This is a genomic window from Aeromonas sp. PrichA-15 (assembly GCF_017939245.1).
Taxonomy (GTDB): Bacteria; Pseudomonadota; Gammaproteobacteria; order Enterobacterales; family Aeromonadaceae; genus Aeromonas; species Aeromonas caviae.
This window is the reverse complement of the sequence record NZ_JAGKRH010000327.1, coordinates 1-16435: the sequence shown is the minus strand read 5'-3', so window position 1 is coordinate 16435 and position 16435 is coordinate 1. Positions and strand designations below refer to the sequence as shown.

The window sequence follows — 16435 nt, the reverse complement described above, 5'->3', positions numbered from 1 at the left end:
TGCCCGGCTGCTTGGCTGACGGTCGCGTTTTTAATTTTTCCTTCAACTGGCTGGGACTGGCGAAACTTGACCCACGCCAGCCCGGCAGGAAGCTTCACGCGACCTTTTTCAAGGCGGCAATACTTGTCAAAGTTGACGAAGCGGATAGCGTCGCGGTTGTCGCTTTTTTTCTTGAATACGGGTGCCTTGGCGGCGAGTTTCTTATCAAAGCAGCGCATCCACGCGCCATGCAAATCCTTGAGCTTCTGCTGGAGGTTGTCGGTATATGCCTCGGCCAGAAAGGCCATTTCTGGGTCTTTCTTCCAACTGGTGAGCATCCTGTTCAGCTCAAAGGCAGAAGGCAGTTTTTCGCCAGCATCCAGAATGCGTTTGGTTTCTGCCAGCCCGTGATTCCAGACATAACGAGCACAACCGCCCAACTGGCGCAGGCGTTGCGCTTGTTGTTCGGTCGGTTCGAGTCGGAATTTGTAGGCTTTCAGAATTTGCATTTAGCGCTCAGTGTGCAGCATTATTGCCATATCTATTAAGCCCGATTGAGTGACAGAATGCAATTCACTAAAATTAATAAATCACGCCATGCGGCCTACGTTTTGCACGTACATTTGGTGTTTATCACAAAGTATCGAAAGCCGATATTGGGGGTTCTGCATCACGCTTCCTTCGGTCAGTGTGCGGCAGAGGTTTGCAGAGATTTTGGTGCGGAACTGAAAGAGTGTGACGGAGAGGCTGATCATGTTCACATGCTGATAGAGTACGCGCCAACGGTGCAGCTATCGGTACTGGTGAACTCGTTAAAGGCGGTCACATCAAGGCGACTGCGTAATGAATTTCTGGACTTGAGAGGTGCTTACAGCAAACCCGTACTCTGGTCACGCTCTTACTTTGCGGGCTCTTGCGGCGGAGCACCGTTGGAGGTGATCAAGCAATACATTCAAAACCAGCGGGGCTGACGCCCCGGCGAAATTCCCCTCCCACCTACGTCGGAGGGAGTCCCCTTTCGCATTTAAGATGGCTGCAAGCAGCAGGTTATCTCGCTGTCGTCGCGTCACGGGACAACCTCGATGCGGATCACCTGCCAGACCATGTTGTTGTGGATGGCGGACACATCCATGTCGGGATGGGCCGAGAGGGGGACCAGCAGCCAGAGCGGCCCTTTATTGCGACGGGTGAGCGGTTTGTCATCCTGGTAACGCACCAGGGTCAGCGGCACCTTGGCAAACAGGGAGAGATCGACCCGCTGCTGGTAGCCATTGAGTGCGGCAACATCGATGGCGCTGGCACTATCCACCTGCTGCTGCGCCAGCACGCTCTTCAGGGTCGGTCCACGATAGCGGTGAGTGCCGCGAGGGTCCAGGGCGTCGCCGTCTCGAACTCCACTTGTGGCAAGGCTGCCAACGCCGCCTCATCCAGGGTGATTTCCCGCTTGTCCGGCAGGATCAGTTGCAATAGCGAAGAGGAGGAAGCCTGGGTACCGAACGAGAAAAGCACCAGCAGGAGCGAGGCCATCCCGCGCGTTGGAAAGTTCATGACATGTTGTGCCAACTGCATCTTGAAGTTAGGAGCCAGTGTGGCGATTTCAGTGGGTCAATGCAACTGTGTGAAAAATCAATAATTAGGGGCCCCGCATCTCCATCCAGTTATGGCCCTCGACGGAGAGAGGCTGATGCACTCCGCAACTTTGCAGGAGTTCATCCACAAAAGCGGGCACCAGCAAGGAAGCCGGACCATAACGTTTTTCATCAAACTGGCTGCCCACTTCGCTCGGCTCCAGATTGAGCTCCACCGTATGGGCACCGTTCAGGCCGGCCTCATGGACGAATCCGGCGGCAGGGTAGACCGCCCCGGAGGTCCCGATGGAGATGAAGAGATCGCACTGAGCCAGGGCCGAGTAGATGCGGTCAAGTCCGAGGGGCATCTCCCCGAACCAGACCACATGGGGGCGCAGCGGGTGGGGAAACTGGCAGCAGGAACACAGCTCTTCCTGATGGAGATCCCCGCGCCACTCGATCACCTGACCAGAGCCCGGGCAGCGGGCCTTGAGCAACTCGCCGTGCATGTGGATGAGGTTCTTGCTGCCGGCACTCTCGTGCAGGTTGTCGATGTTCTGGGTGACCAAGGTGACGCGCCCCGGCAGCAGGCGCTCCAGACGGGCCAATGCATAGTGGGCCGGATTGGGGTGGATCTCGGCGCGCTGCAACTGATGGCGCCGTGCATTGTAGAAACGTTGTACCAGTTCGGGATCCCGCGCATAGCCTTCAGGGGTGGCCACGTCCTCCACCATGTGCTCTTCCCACAGGCCATCACAGGCCCGGAAGGTCTTGATACCGGATTCGGCCGAGATGCCGGCACCGGTGAGGATCACGATATGTTTGGCTGACTGCACCATGGTTGTTCTCCTCCAACGGGTAACAGGCTGACCTTAGCACAGGAGCAAGAGGCGGCCCATTCGCCCTTGGTCTTAGGCCGATGGGAGCACAAAGCTCGCCATGGGCGCGAGATCCAGCCTGGCAAAGACCATCTCCCGTCCTGTCACCAGGGTAAGCGGCAACCCGAGCCCCTTGAGCAGAGCCAGCATGGGGCGATTCTGGCCGAGCACTTCCGCCGTCCACTCCCGGATCCCCTCCCCGTATGCCAGCCGCGCAAGCGCCAGCAGGATGCGACGCCCGGCGCCGCGATGCTGAAAATGATCCGCGACGATGCAGGAAAACTCGGCCCTGTCCGGGTGCAGGCGCCGGCGAACGGACTGGGCCATGGCAAGCGGCCCCCCCTGCTCGTCGGTCAGCAGCAATCCTATCTGGGGTTCTCTGGGGTAGTCGAGAAAGAAGGCGAGCTGCTCGGCCGTCGCAGGCTGCTTGGCCCGCATGAAGCGCAAATAGACGCTCTGCTCGCTCAGGGCGTCATAGGCCGCGCATATTCGCTTCGGGTCGCTGCCCGCCAGCTCCTGCAAGCGGCAAGTCAGCCCCCCCACCACCATCGTCATCGGCAAGGCGGCCCGTGAGGCGGGAGCCGTCCAACCCGACATTCCCTGCCACAAGCGCGGCTCATCGAGCGGCCAGCAAAGATAGCGAGCCATTTACCAGCGCCCTGCCACGCCGCGATCCTGCCACTGGGCGGCATCCTGCAGGTTGAAGGGGTCGTCGAGGTAGAGCGCGATGCCAAGCTCCCGGGAGCGCTGGATGAAGCGGGCCAGCAAGGAGTCGGCAGCCATCGCCTCCAGTTCGGGCAGCAGGTGTTGCCCGAGCAGCAAGGATTGCAACGGCAGACGCTCGATGAGATCAAACGGCAGGTGCTGGGCATGATCGAGCAGCAGCGCGAGTCTGGCCCCCGCGAGGCTCGCCTGCAGCACCAGGGCGAAACGGTCCGCCTGGCTCAGCAGGTGATCCCGTCGGTGGATGACCAGGGTGAGTTCGCTTGCTTCTCGTCCATGCTGCTCGAGCCAGAGCTTGAGCGGCTCCCAGTGAGGGGAAAGACCGCTCAGGCTCAGCCAGATCGGCAGCGTGCAGGAAGCCGCATCTGCCAGCAGCCCAAGCTGTCCTCTCGCCTCTCCCTGCCAGCTACGCACGGTGCGCTTGAGCCCGCCCAGCCTGCGCTGACGCTGGGGGCCAAGATAGAGCATCTTGAGCAGACGCAGCAGATCGTCGCTTTGCAGCGGCTTGGCCAGGGCGGCCAGCACGTTGAAACCCGCATCGTGCAGGAGACGCCGGGCGCCGTCTATCAGGGTCTGATCATGAGCGGAGAGCAGGATGATGGGCAGACCGCTGTGGCGATACTGGGGATGGCTCATCAGCAGGCTGATGGCATCCTGCTCCGCTAGGCTGAGATCACAGATAAGCAATCTCACGCCCCCCTCTTCCAGCGCCTTGAGGCACCCTTCGCCATCCTGAACCCAGTGGCAGGGCAACCCCAGTCCCTGGATCTCCTGCTGAATGCAGGCTCCCTGGAAGGGGTGATCTTCGAGCAGCAGGATCTGGCACTGGGCGAGCCAGGCACGCCACCCCTGCTCCCGTGCCTGCAACCCCTCGAGCCAGGGATCGCTGAGGCGATAGATCCCCGCCCCGGGAGCCAACAGATGAGGCAGATAGTCGGCCCCCTGATGAGAGGCAGGATCAAACAGGGCGATGGCCCCGGCGGCAAACAGTCCTTCCCATTGCCAGCCGGCATCGGGTCGGGTGCGGTGCAGATTGGCATAGGCCGGCAGGCCCGCTCCCTTGACCGCCAGATGGGAGACGGCGTCCAGGGCATAGACGCTGACCGGGTAAAACGTTGGCTCCTGGCTGTCATCAGACTCCAGCAAGTCCATCAACTCTTCATCTGTGATGATCATCTCATGCTCTCTCGCCCAGTTGTCGGCAGACCTCTTCCACGCACTGCCTCAAGGCGGCTGCAAGGGGATGTCCGGGGGCCTCCTGCCAACGGTCGATCACCTCTACCAGGGGGGTAGCCCCCACCATTTTGGCGGCCCCCTTCATCTTGTGTAAAGCCGTATTGAGGGCCTTCTCGTCCCCTTGTGTGACACACCGCTCAATGTCGGCCAGATCATGGTGAACCGATGCCAGATAGATGTCTACGAGGGCCGGGCTGAGGGACACGGGCAGGGAAAGGGCTGCCGTTGGCTGCGGTGCCTTCCCCCCGTCATGGGGGCCAAAGACGGTACGAAGCAATACGGCCAGATCCCTGAGCAAGACGGGTTTGTCCAGATGGCCCTGACAGCCGCATTCCGCCAGTCGCTGCGCCGCCTGCTCGCTGAGATCCGCGGTGATCACGTAGACGGGTAGATGCTGCCAGCGTTCATCGGCGTGCAATTGCCTGCAGAGCTCGGCGCCGTCCATCACCGGCATCTGCAGATCCGTCAGCACCAGATCCACCGACTCCGATTGCAGGATCTCCAGTGCCAGACGGCCATTGGCCGCGCTCAATACCCGGGCCCCCAGCTGACCCAGCTGCATGCTGATCAGCATTCTGTTCACCTCGTGATCTTCCACCAGCAGCACCCGCCTGCCTGCCCCCGGCAGGTCCGTGATCTCCTCGGCGCCACGGACGAGTCTGGGCTGCAGCAGGCTGACCACGGAGCCCGGGATCCAGGGTTCCCCCTGCCAGTACCAGGCGCGCAAGCCCCCATCGTCCTGCATGGCCCCAAGGCAAGGTGCCGCCGGATCCTCGGCCACGCCAAACTCTGCGAGCCAGGCCCGCATATATTCGAGCTCCCCGGGCAACAGTTGTAGGGAGACCGTCTTGACGCGCGGTTGCCAGGGCGCCTTCTCCTGCGCATGCCTGAGGGGCAACGAGCAGAGGAAACGGCTACCCCCGCGAGCCAGAGGCTCGACCCGGATCTCGCCCCCCATCTGCTCCATCAACTGGCGGCAGATGGCTAGCCCAAGCCCGGTTCCCTGGGCTCTGGGCTGGCCAGGCTCCTCCCCTTGTTCGAAGGGCAGGAACAACCGGGGCAACAGCTCGGCACTGATCCCGGGCCCCTCGTCGTCCACCCCGCACAAAATCCACTCCCCTTGTCGCCGGGCCCAGAGCACCACCTCTCCCCGCTCGCTGAACTTGATGGCGTTGGAGAGCAGGTTGTGCAGCACCTGTTGCACCCGGTGGGGATCGAGTTCCATCAAGGCGGGCAGCGCCGGGTCAAGCGCCAGGCGCAGTTGCAGATGGCGGGATCGCGCCTTGGACCAGTGCACCGCCGCCACGTGTTCGCACAGCTCCACTAGATCCGTGGGCTGTACAGAGAGGCGCAACTGACGCGTCTCGTTGCGGCTGAAGTCGAGCACGTCGTTGAGCAGCCCGAGCAGTTCATTGCCCGCCTGCCTGACATGGGCCAGAGCCGAGGCCTGCTCTGCATTGAGTCCGGTCTGCTCGAGCCACTCCAGCAAGCCGAGCATGGCGTTCATGGGGGTGCGGATCTCGTGGCTCACGGCGGCCAGGAAGCGCCCCTTGGCAAGCACGGCCTGCTGGGCCTGCTCGTGGGAAAGCTGCAGGGAGTGCTCCTGCTCCACCCTGGCCGTCACATCCTGCACCACCCCGTAGATCCGCCACCCCTCCCCCTGACGGCGCCCCCTGCCGGAAAATTGCAGCCAGCGGGTTCCCTTGGCGGGGTGCTGATAGCGCAGCAGATGGGAGAAAGGTCGCCCGGCTTGCAGCATGGCCAGCATGGGGGCTCGCATCTCGCGCCTGTCCTGGTGGGAGATGCGAGTCAGGGTCTCGTTGGGATTGACCCGGATCTGCTGGCTCGCCAGCCCCAGCAGTTCGTGACTGCCCCGGCTCACAAACTCCACCCGGGTGATGGCTCCCCCCAGCAGGGTGAATTGCAGCACCACACCGGGCACCGTATTGGTGAGGGCGCGCAGGCGCCGCTCTGCCTGACGCAGCAGGCGGGTACGCTCGCGCAGGGCGCTGATGTCGGAGAGGGCGATAAGATCCCCTGCCGGTGCCTGGGGGCCCAGTCGCAAGGGGATCTGGGCATAGGAGTAGACCTGCTCGTGCAGCGCCAGCTCCCCTTCGGCGCCCTGCAACTGTGGCGCGGGCAGCACCAGATCGGCGGCGTAGCGCGCCTCCATGCGCTTGGCCCGCTTGTTGCGCTTGATCACCTCCCCTTTGTCATTGCGCAAGAACACGGGCACGGGGAGCGCCTGGAAGAGAGACTCCCTGAACTTGCTTTCCAGCGCCAGCGACTGCTCTACCTTGTGACGCTCGCGGGCCTCCTGGGCCAGTTGCTGGCGGGAACGCCAGACTGACCAGATCACCGCCATGCTGATCAGCAGTGCCAGCAACACGGAGCCAAGCCAGAAACCGTAGCTGACCCCTTCCTGCTGGTTGACCACCAGGCGACGCCAGCGTTGCACCAGCTCGTCCACCTGCCGATCATTGAGGGTCATCAGGCTCTGATCCAGCACCCCTGCCAGGCTGGTCTGTTCCGGCCGGATGGCAAAACCGAGGCCGAAACGCTCCGGCAATTCGGTGATGGTCAGCTCGCTCAACTGGTTGTTTCGAATGGGATATTGGAGCTGGTACAACTCCGCCAGCATGGCCTGGGCATCCCCATGCCGCACCGCCGCCAATCCCTGCAGCAGGTTGTCGGTCACCTCCCACTCATGCTGGCCGAACCGGGCAAGCAGGCCGGGATCATAGAGCATTCTCGGGACCACCACCTTGCCACTGACGTCCGCGAGGGAGGCAGGCCCCCTCTTGCTGCGACTGACCAGAGCATAGCGGCTGGTCGCCACCATCCGGGTGAAGTCGAACTCCTTGTTCAGGGCGGCGGACTCCATCAGCCCGACCATCATGGCGGCATCGCCACTGCGCAGCAATGCCAACGCCTCCTCCCGGCTGGCGGCGGGTACCAGCTCGAAGCGCAGCCCTGTCTGCCGACTCACTTCCCGCAAGACATCCGCACTCCAGCCAATGAGCTCTCCCTGCTGGTTGACACCGCTGTATGGCATGAAGCCGGGATCCGCCACCATCTTGATGGTGTGGGCCTTGCCGACCAGCCAGGCCTGCTCCTTGTCGGTAAAATGCAGAGGATTCACATCCTGCTCACCCTGAGGCAGATACTTGCCCAGATCCCGGTAGAGACTGCCCGGCGGCAAATAGCGGATGGCCGTATCCACCAGCTCCAGCAACTCGGGCTGGTTGCGCATCATCAGCCGGTAACTGATGACCAGATCATCGCTGCGAAGACGACGAAGGCGCAGCCCTTCATCCGGGAATTCCCGCATCAGGTAGCGCAGTTGCAGATAATCGCCGAGATAGGCGCTGCCCTTGCCGGCCACCAGGGCACCATACCAGTTCTCGGCATCGGTCAGCTGTTGCTGGGATGAACCTGGATAGAGACGCTTCAGGATCTCCTGGGCCTGCCAGATAGGTGACACCAGAAACTGCGCCTGATCGAGCTCACCCCGATAGAGGATGGCGGACTCCGCTTCCATCATGGCCCGGCTCAAGACGGTATCGCTCGAGTTCGACCGGGCAGGCCCGACGTGAGGAATGAGATCGCAGCGCCCGTTCAGCAGATCCTGCGTCATGGCTGCCCAGCTCGGCCGCTTCTCGACATGCACCGGTACCGGCAACAGCTCTGCCAACCGCGTCATGCGATCGATAAGCAGGCCCCCCTCCGCCTCCAGATAGGGAGGACGTTGCAGGGCCGGGTAACAGAAGGTCACTCCGGTGAGCGAATCGGCATAAGCCTGGGCACCCGGTGACAGCGGGAGTATGGCGGCACGCAGTGGCAAGGCCAGCAGCGCGCCGGACAACAGAAGGATTTTTATCATCGGAATGGAAAAGCCAGGCGATTGCCTGGCTTTTTGTCACTCGTTGGGTTCAACATTTTCTACCCTGGCCTTGAGCTTCTGGCCGGGCCGGAAGGTCACCACGCGACGGGCGCTGATGGGAATATCCTCCCCCGTCTTGGGGTTGCGTCCGGGACGCTGGTTCTTCTCGCGAAGATCGAAGTTACCGAAGCCGGAAATCTTGACCTGTTCGCCACGCTCGAGCGCCTGTCTGATCTCCTCAAAGAAGGCTTCCACCATATCTTTGGCTTCACGCTTGCTCATCCCGAGCTGGGTGAACAGGTGCTCTGCAATGTCGGCTTTGGTAAGCGCCATAGATCAATCCCTCAAGGATGCATTCAACTCTTCACCGAGGGCCCGCACGACATTGTCCACGGTCTCGGCGATCTCTTTCTCCTCCAGGGTGCGCTGGGTGTCTTGCAACACCAGGCTGATGGCCAGGCTCTTCTTGTCCTCTGCCATACCAGCGCCCTGGTATACGTCGAACAAGTTTATTCCAACTAACTGATTTCCGCCAACTTTTTTAATTACTGCCAGAACGTCGCCTGCCAGGATCTGTCTGTCAACCACCACGGCGATGTCGCGACGGTTGGCCGGGAACTTGGATACTTCGGCAGCAACCGGCACCTTGGCCGGCGTCAGTTTGTCCAGCTCCAGCTCGAACATGACAGCGCGGCTCTTGAGCCCCAGCTTCTTCTCGAGGCTCGGATGGATCACGCCGATGTGGCCGATCACGACGCCATTACGCAGAATGGCTGCGCTCTGGCCCGGATGCAGGGCACTGTGCTCGGTGCGCTCGAAGGTGAAGGTAGCCCCTTCGGCAGTCAGATCCAGTACCGCTTCCAGGTCACCCTTCAGATCGAAGAAGTCGACGTGGCAGGCCTTGACATCCCAGTGCTCGTCCCCCTGGTTGCCGGTGATGATGCCGGCCAGCATGGGTTCCTGACGGATGCCGTTCTCGGCATTCTCGTCCTTGATGAAACGCAGGCCCTGCTCAAACAGGCGCACGCGTGGCTGCTGACGGTTCTGGTTGTAGACCACCGCCTGCACCAGACCCGGGAACAGAGAGACGCGCATGGCGGACATCTCGACCGAGATCGGGTTCGGCAGCACGATAGCATCGCTCTGCGGGAACAGGGTTTGCTGGGTCTTGGGATCGACGAAGCTGTAGGTGATCGCTTCCTGGAAACCGCGATCAACCAGCAGGTCGCGTACCCGCTTCAGGGTCACCTGCCCTTCAGCCTGCTCCACCATCGCCAGAGAGGCGGCGGGTTTCAGGTTCGGGATGTTGTTGTAGCCGTAGATGCGGGCCACTTCCTCGATGAGGTCTTCCTCGATGGCGATGTCGAAACGCCAGGAGGGAGCCAGCGCGGTCCAGCCGTCAGTATCCACGGTTACCTGCATGCCCAGACGAGTCAGAATTTCGACCACCTGCGCATCCGCCACGCTGATGCCGATCACCTTGTCGAGCTTGGTGCGGCGCAGCTTGATGGGGGCAGCCTTGGGCAAATGGGCATCGGATTTGACTTCGATGACCGGACCCGCTTCACCGCCGCAGATGTCCAGCAGCAGACGGGTGGCACGATCCATCACCTTGGCCTGCAGCTCGGGATCCACCCCGCGCTCGAAGCGGTGGGAAGAATCGGTATGCAGACCGTAGGCACGGGCACGGCCGGTGATGGAGAGCGGCGCGAAGAAGGCGCACTCCAGCAGGATGTCGGTGGTGGTCTCGGAGACACCGGTGCGATCGCCGCCGAAGATGCCGGCCATGCAGGCAGGGCCTTTGGCATCGGCAATCACGAGCGTGGTCTCTTTGAGCTTCACCTCGTTGCCATCGAGCAGGGTCATGGGCTCGTCGGCCTTGGCGCGACGCACCACCAGTTCCCCTTCAAGCGTCGCCAGGTCGAAGGCGTGCATCGGCTGGCCGTATTCCAGCAGCAGGTAGTTGGTGATGTCAACGATGGCGTCGATGGAACGAATACCGCCACGGCGCAGCTTCTCCTGCATCCAGAGCGGGCTCTGGGCGTGCAGGTTCAGCCCCTTGATGACACGGCCGAGATAACGGGGGCAATCTGCCGACGCTTCAACCCGGATCGGGAAGGTTGCATCGATAGTGGCAACAGCCGGCGCCCAGGTCGGCTCGACCACGTCCACGCTGTTGAGCACGCCGATTTCACGGGCCAGACCCGCGATGCCGAGGCAATCGGCACGGTTCGGGGTCAGATCCACATCGATGCTGACGTCGTTGAGCGCGAGGTATTCACGGATATCGGTCCCGATGGGGGCATCAAGCGGCAGCTCGATGATGCCATCGGCTTCGACGTCGATGCCCAGCTCGCTGAAGGAGCAGAGCATGCCGTGGGACGGCTGGCCGCGCAGCTTGGCTTTCTTGATGGTGAAATCACCCGGCAGGGTCGCCCCGACCTTGGCCACGCACACTTTGAGGCCGGCGCGGCAGTTCGGCGCACCGCAGACGATGTCCAGCAGCTCGGCCTCGCCCACGTTGACCTTGGTCACACGCAGCTTGTCCGCGTCCGGGTGCTGGGCGCACTCGACCACTTCACCCACGACCACATTGTTGAACTGGCCGGCCACCGCTTCCACGGCGTCCACTTCCAGACCGGCCATGGTGATCTGCTCGGCCAATGCATTGTCACTCAACTCGGTGCGGACCCACTCCATCACCCAGGATTTACTGAATTTCATGTTCTCTCGCCCTTACTTGAACTGCTTGAGGAAGCGCAGGTCGTTTTCGAAGAAGGCACGCAGGTCGTTGACCCCGTAACGCAGCATGGTCAGGCGCTCAACGCCCATGCCGAAGGCAAAGCCGGAGTATTTTTCCGGATCGATGCCGACCGAACGCAGCACGTTCGGGTGCACCATGCCGCAGCCCAGCACTTCCAGCCACTTGCCGTTCTTGCCCATCACGTCCACTTCGGCGCTCGGCTCGGTGAACGGGAAATAGGAAGGACGGAAGCGAATGGTCAAGTCTTCCTCGAAGTAGTTGCGCAGGAAGTCGTGCAGGATGCCTTTCAGCTCGGTGAAGCTGGCATGCTCGTCGACCAGCAGGCCTTCGACCTGGTGGAACATCGGGGTGTGGGTCATGTCGTAGTCGTTACGATAGACGCGGCCCGGCGCGATGATGCGGATCGGCGGCTGCTGATGTTCCATGGTGCGGATCTGCACACCGGAGGTGTGGGTACGCAGCATCAGATCAGGATTGAAGTAGAAGGTGTCGTGATCGGTACGCGCCGGGTGGTGAGCCGGGATATTCAGCGCATCGAAGTTGTGGAAGCCATCTTCAATCTCGGGACCACGGGCAACCTTGAAGCCCATCTCGCCAAACAGGCGCTCGATGCGCTCGATGGTACGGGTCACCGGGTGCAGACCGCCATTCTCGATGCGGCGGCCCGGCAGGCTGACGTCGATCGTCTCGGCGGCCAGCTTCTGGTTCAGCACGGCGATTTCGAGGGCTTCACGACGCGCGTTCAGGGCATCCTGAACCTGCTGTTTGGCCTGGTTGATCACGGCGCCCGCGGCGGGACGCTCTTCAGCGGACAGGGCGCCCAGGCCCTTCATCTGCTCGGTAAAAAAGCCCTTTTTACCCAGATATTTGACCCGGATTTCGTCGAGGGCGGCGATGTCGCTTACGCCCTCAATTTCGGCCTTGGCCTGGCCGACTACTTCTTCAAGCTGTTGCATGTCTTCCTCGTCACCACTCCCGGAACAGGAGCCTTTAGGCTAAATAAGGTCAAGAGGGGAATAATACAAAAAAAGCCCCTTGGCTGACCATAGTTATGACGGGCTTTTCTCCCTGCAAATCATTTTGTTATATAGAGAAAGCCACAAGCCAGATGCAACAGGATTGAGACAAGCGTCGTTTGTTCTAGTTTGTTGGCATATGGAAGGATAAAGCATTCATGAACGTGGCATGCTACCTGCCAACGCTCAAAAATGAGCAACAAAAAAGGAGGCCTGAGCCTCCTTTATTTTTATAACAGAGCTGGATTAGACCAGAGCTGCTTTAGCTTTTTCAACCAGGGCGGTGAAAGCCAGCTTGTCGTGAACGGCGATATCGGACAGGATCTTGCGATCGATCTCGATGGAAGCCTTCTTCAGACCGTCGATCAGACGGCTGTAGGACAGGCCGTTCTGACGGGCTGCAGCGTTGATACGTGCAATCCACAGTTGACGGAACTGACGCTTCTTCTGGCGACGGTCACGGTAGGCATACTGACCAGCTTTGGTTACCGCTTGTACCGCTACGCGGTAGACACGGGAACGGGCGCCGTAGTAACCCTTGGCGGCTTTCATTACTTTCTTGTGACGAGCGCGAGCGGTCACACCACGTTTAACTCTTGGCATTTTTCACATCCCCCCTTATGCGTACGGCAGACAAGCGACAACACGTTTGTGGTCGGCAGCGGAAACAAAGAACTTCGGTCCCAGCTGACGCTTACGCTTGCTGCTCTTCTTGGTCAGGATGTGACGCAGGTGGTTGTGCTTGCACTTGAAGCGACCTGAGCCAGTCTTCTTGAAGCGCTTTGCGGCGCCCCGGTTGGTTTTCATCTTCGGCATTTCATACTCCGCATTGTGAGTGACAACAAAATCGCAAGGCGAACCGACTCATGGGGCCAGCCCCATGAGTCAATTTCTTGTGGGCCTTAAGATTTCTTCTTGGGTGCGAGGACCATCACAGCTTGACGGCCTTCGACTTTCGGGAACGATTCGACTACAGCCAGCTCTTCCAGATCGTTCTTGACGCGCTCGAGAACCTTGATACCAAGATCCTGGTGGGCCATTTCACGACCACGGAAGCGCAGAGTGACCTTTGCCTTGTCCCCGTCTTCCAGAAAGCGAACCAGGTTGCGTAGTTTTACCTGATAGTCGCCTTCGTCTGTGCCAGGACGGAATTTGATTTCCTTGACCTGGACGACTTTCTGCTTTTTCTTCTGTTCTTTGGTGGTCTTGCTCTTTTCGTAGAGGAATTTGCCGTAATCCATGATCCGGCAAACGGGCGGCTCAGCGTTCGGACTGATCTCGACCAGATCCACTCCTGCCTCAAGGGCCAAGTTCAGCGCATCCTGAATGGAGGTGATGCCAATGGCTTCACCATCCAGACCAGTCAGACGAACTTCTTTCAGACGGATCTCTTCATTGATCCGGTGAGCGCGGGCTTGCGGTTGCTTGCCCAGTTTTTTTCCGCCTTTTATAGCTTATTCCTCCACTTTCTTTTGTCCGCGGGTCTGAACTTCCTGGGTCAACAGAGCAATCAGCTCTTCAACAGGATAAGAGCCCAGGTCAGCCCCTTTACGAGTACGCACTGCAATCTTGCCGGCTTCTACTTCTTTGTCGCCGCAGACCAGCATGAAGGGTACTCGCTTCAAAGTATGCTCGCGGATTTTAAAGCCAATCTTCTCATTTCTCAAGTCCGCTTTTGCGCGAAGGCCCGCATCATTCAATGCCTTGGCAACTTTCACAGCATAATCGGCCTGGTTATCCGTGATATTCATGACCACGGCCTGGGTCGGAGCCAGCCAGGTCGGGAACAGACCGGCGTACTCTTCCGTCAGGATCCCGATGAAGCGCTCCAGCGAGCCCAGAATGGCGCGGTGGATCATCACGGGGATGTGGCGCTCGTTGTCTTCGCCCACATAGGTGGCGCCAAGACGGCCCGGCAGGGCAAAGTCGAGCTGCACGGTACCACACTGCCAGGCACGATCAAGGCAATCGTGCAGGGTGAACTCGATCTTGGGACCGTAGAAAGCCCCCTCGCCCGGTTGCAGGTCGTACTTCAGGCCGTTGAGTTCCAGCGCCTCGGCCAGCGCGGCCTCGGCACGATCCCAGGCTTCATCAGAGCCGATACGCTGCTCCGGACGGGTCGAGAGCTTGACCACGATGTTTTCGAAACCGAAGGTGCCGTAGACGTCATAGACCATGCGGATGCACGCAGACACCTCTTCCATGATCTGCTCTTCGGTACAGAAGATGTGGGCGTCATCCTGGGTGAAACCCCGTACCCGCATCAGGCCGTGCAGGGAGCCTGACGGCTCGTTGCGGTGGCAGGAGCCGAACTCGGCCATGCGCAGCGGCAGATCGCGGTAGGATTTCAGACCCTGGTTGAAAATCTGCACGTGACCCGGGCAGTTCATCGGCTTGATGGCGTACTCGCGGTTTTCGGACTGGGTGGTGAACATGGCCTGGGCGTATTTTTCCCAGTGACCTGAACGCTCCCACAGCACGCGATCCATCATGAAGGGGCCTTTCACTTCCTGATAGTCGTACTCTTTGAGCTTGCCACGGATGAAGGTTTCCAGCTCGCGGAAAATGGTCCAGCCATCGTTGTGCCAGAACACCATGCCCGGCGCTTCTTCCTGCATGTGGTACAGGTCGAGCTGCTTGCCGATCTTGCGGTGGTCGCGCTTGGCGGCCTCTTCCAGACGCTGCAAATAGGCCTTGAGCTGCTTCTTGTCGGCCCAGGCGGTGCCGTAGATGCGCTGCAGCATCTTGTTGTTGGAGTCGCCGCGCCAGTAGGCGCCGGACATCTTCTGCAACTTGAAGTGGTGGCAATGACGCATGTTGGGCACGTGCGGGCCGCGACACATGTCGATGTACTCTTCGTGATGATACAGACCGGGCTGGTCATCACGGGCAATGTTCTGATCCAGGATCTCGACCTTGTAGGTCTCGCCACGGGCTTCGAACACGTCACGTGCTTCCTGCCAGGAGACCTTCTTCTTGATGACGTCGTAATCCTTGGCGGCCAGCGCCAGCATGCGCTCTTCCAGGGCAGCCAGATCTTCGTCGGTCAGGGTGCGGTCGAGATCGATGTCATAGTAGAAACCGTTGTCGATGACGGGACCGATGGCCATCTTGGTCTGGGGCCAGAGTTGCTTGATGGCATGACCCAGCAGGTGAGCACAGGAGTGGCGCAGAATGTCCAGACCTTCTTCGTCTTTGGCGGTGATGATGGCCAGGGAGGCATCGGTTTCGATCAGCTCACAGGCATCCACCAGTTCACCGTTTACCCGACCGGCAATGCACGCCTTGGCGAGACCGGGACCGATGTCCGCGGCCACATCCATGACGGAAACGGCGTGGGCAAATTGACGTTGGCTGCCGTCAGGCAGAGTAATGATTGGCATTAGGTGTTTCCTTATACAGTGGTGACCCCTACCAAAGGCCACATGCAGGTTGGAGAAACCCTTTCATGTCCAGCTGTTCACTCCCGAGTTTCACCGTTCACAATACGGTTGGTACACGGCAGTGGCACACCATATGGCGTGTGCAAGGCCATCCATTGAGAGGTACAGCGGGGGATTGTATCAGACGCGACAACCCAGACAAGCTGTCTTGGCGATTTTGCATACCGTCTAAGCGCGGGTGTCAACCTGTCCTACTTGCGAGGGCGCCCTTCTGCTGCCATACCCTGTACCAGATTGAGGCGTCAGCCAAAGCAAGGAGAGCATGATGTACACCTACGACATTTCATTTCCGGAGCATGCAGAAAAGCTGGTTCATCCGGATCACCTTCTCACGACTCACTGTCCCGTCCATATCGGTGAGCTGGTGATCCTGGGCGTTGACATCCTCCCCCACCTTAGCGCTTCGCGTCACAGGAGGGGGATTCCCATTACTGGGTGATAGCTGCTCGCGCAGTACCGGGTTCCTGCTTCATCGGGCGGCCTGATTGCACCGCGCCTCCACAGGCTAAAACGGCGTGTCCCGCCGCTAAAATATTGCGAGCGCCATTCACATCGGCGTTCGCCTCATAACCACACGCAGCGCATTTAAACTGGCTTTGCGTCTGGCGGTTATCCTTCGCAGTATGCCCACAACAGGCGCACTGCTGGCTGGTGTAGGCCGGGTTTATCGCCAACACCTGACCACCTCGCCATGCCTGCTTGTATTCGAGCTGGCGGCGCAGCTCAAACCAGCCCTGATCTAATATCGAACGATTCAGCCCTGATTTTGCCCGGACGTTGCGCCCCGGCTGACTGGTCATGCCCGCTGCTGATTTTGACATGCTGGCAACCTTCAAATCCTCAATGACGATCATCGCGTGGTTTTTGCTGATAGTCGTTGTGACCTTGTGAAGGTAATCGCGGCGGGTATTGGCGATATGTGAGTGCAGCCGCTGGATCTTGGCT

At 60.1% G+C, this 16435-nt stretch carries 14 protein-coding genes and 1 pseudogene; 1 reads left to right on the top strand and 14 read right to left on the bottom strand.

Annotated elements, in window-relative coordinates:
• Positions 1–488, bottom strand: a 488-nt coding sequence (locus tag J9889_RS22965) for a helix-turn-helix domain-containing protein (RefSeq protein WP_210558336.1), incomplete at its 3' end; no start/stop codon positions are given.
• A gap of 57 nt (positions 489–545) precedes the next feature.
• Between J9889_RS22965 and tnpA the strand changes: the two genes are divergently transcribed.
• Complete coding sequence (gene tnpA / locus J9889_RS22960) at positions 546–950, top strand: IS200/IS605-like element ISAs26 family transposase (protein WP_210558334.1); 405 nt, start codon at positions 546–548, stop codon at positions 948–950.
• A 95-nt stretch (positions 951–1045) separates the two neighbouring features.
• Here tnpA and J9889_RS22955 read toward each other — a convergent pair.
• The 13 genes and pseudogenes from J9889_RS22955 to J9889_RS22895 all read right to left on the bottom strand — a co-directional run.
• A pseudogene (locus J9889_RS22955) lies at positions 1046–1506 on the bottom strand (hypothetical protein).
• Positions 1507–1612: 106 nt separating this feature from the next.
• Positions 1613–2386, bottom strand: coding sequence for a Sir2 family NAD+-dependent deacetylase (cobB, locus tag J9889_RS22950; RefSeq protein WP_041211443.1), 774 nt, complete (start codon positions 2384–2386; stop codon positions 1613–1615).
• Positions 2387–2458: 72 nt separating this feature from the next.
• Positions 2459–3073, bottom strand: a complete 615-nt coding sequence (locus J9889_RS22945) for a GNAT family N-acetyltransferase (protein ID WP_052815379.1) — start codon at positions 3071–3073, stop codon at positions 2459–2461.
• Positions 3074–4324 (bottom strand): response regulator, encoded by a 1251-nt coding sequence (locus J9889_RS22940; protein ID WP_052815378.1) that lies wholly within the window; start codon positions 4322–4324, stop codon positions 3074–3076.
• A gap of 1 nt (position 4325) precedes the next feature.
• Complete coding sequence (locus J9889_RS22935) at positions 4326–8249, bottom strand: transporter substrate-binding domain-containing protein (RefSeq protein ID WP_210558339.1); 3924 nt, start codon at positions 8247–8249, stop codon at positions 4326–4328.
• A 54-nt stretch (positions 8250–8303) separates the two neighbouring features.
• Complete coding sequence (ihfA, locus tag J9889_RS22930; protein WP_005300715.1) at positions 8304–8600, bottom strand: integration host factor subunit alpha; 297 nt, start codon at positions 8598–8600, stop codon at positions 8304–8306.
• Positions 8601–8603: 3 nt separating this feature from the next.
• Positions 8604–10991, bottom strand: a complete 2388-nt coding sequence (gene pheT / locus J9889_RS22925) for a phenylalanine--tRNA ligase subunit beta (RefSeq protein ID WP_210558332.1) — start codon at positions 10989–10991, stop codon at positions 8604–8606.
• Positions 10992–11003: 12 nt separating this feature from the next.
• Positions 11004–11987, bottom strand: coding sequence for a phenylalanine--tRNA ligase subunit alpha (gene pheS, locus J9889_RS22920; protein ID WP_043155490.1), 984 nt, complete (start codon positions 11985–11987; stop codon positions 11004–11006).
• 306 nt (positions 11988–12293) lie between these two features.
• On the bottom strand, positions 12294–12650 hold the full coding sequence (gene rplT, locus J9889_RS22915; protein WP_010674800.1) for a 50S ribosomal protein L20: 357 nt from the start codon (positions 12648–12650) through the stop codon (positions 12294–12296).
• A gap of 15 nt (positions 12651–12665) precedes the next feature.
• Positions 12666–12863: a 50S ribosomal protein L35 gene (gene rpmI, locus J9889_RS22910; RefSeq protein WP_005300673.1), complete on the bottom strand. Its 198-nt coding sequence runs from the start codon at positions 12861–12863 to the stop codon at positions 12666–12668.
• 86 nt (positions 12864–12949) lie between these two features.
• The gene (infC, locus tag J9889_RS22905; protein ID WP_185219337.1) at positions 12950–13480 is read right to left on the bottom strand and encodes a translation initiation factor IF-3; all 531 of its coding nucleotides are present in this window, start codon (positions 13478–13480) and stop codon (positions 12950–12952) included.
• Between the two features lie 21 nt (positions 13481–13501).
• Positions 13502–15430: a threonine--tRNA ligase gene (gene thrS, locus J9889_RS22900; protein ID WP_052815417.1), complete on the bottom strand. Its 1929-nt coding sequence runs from the start codon at positions 15428–15430 to the stop codon at positions 13502–13504.
• Between the two features lie 488 nt (positions 15431–15918).
• On the bottom strand, positions 15919–16435 hold a 517-nt coding region (locus tag J9889_RS22895; RefSeq protein ID WP_210538574.1), incomplete at its 5' end, for an RNA-guided endonuclease TnpB family protein.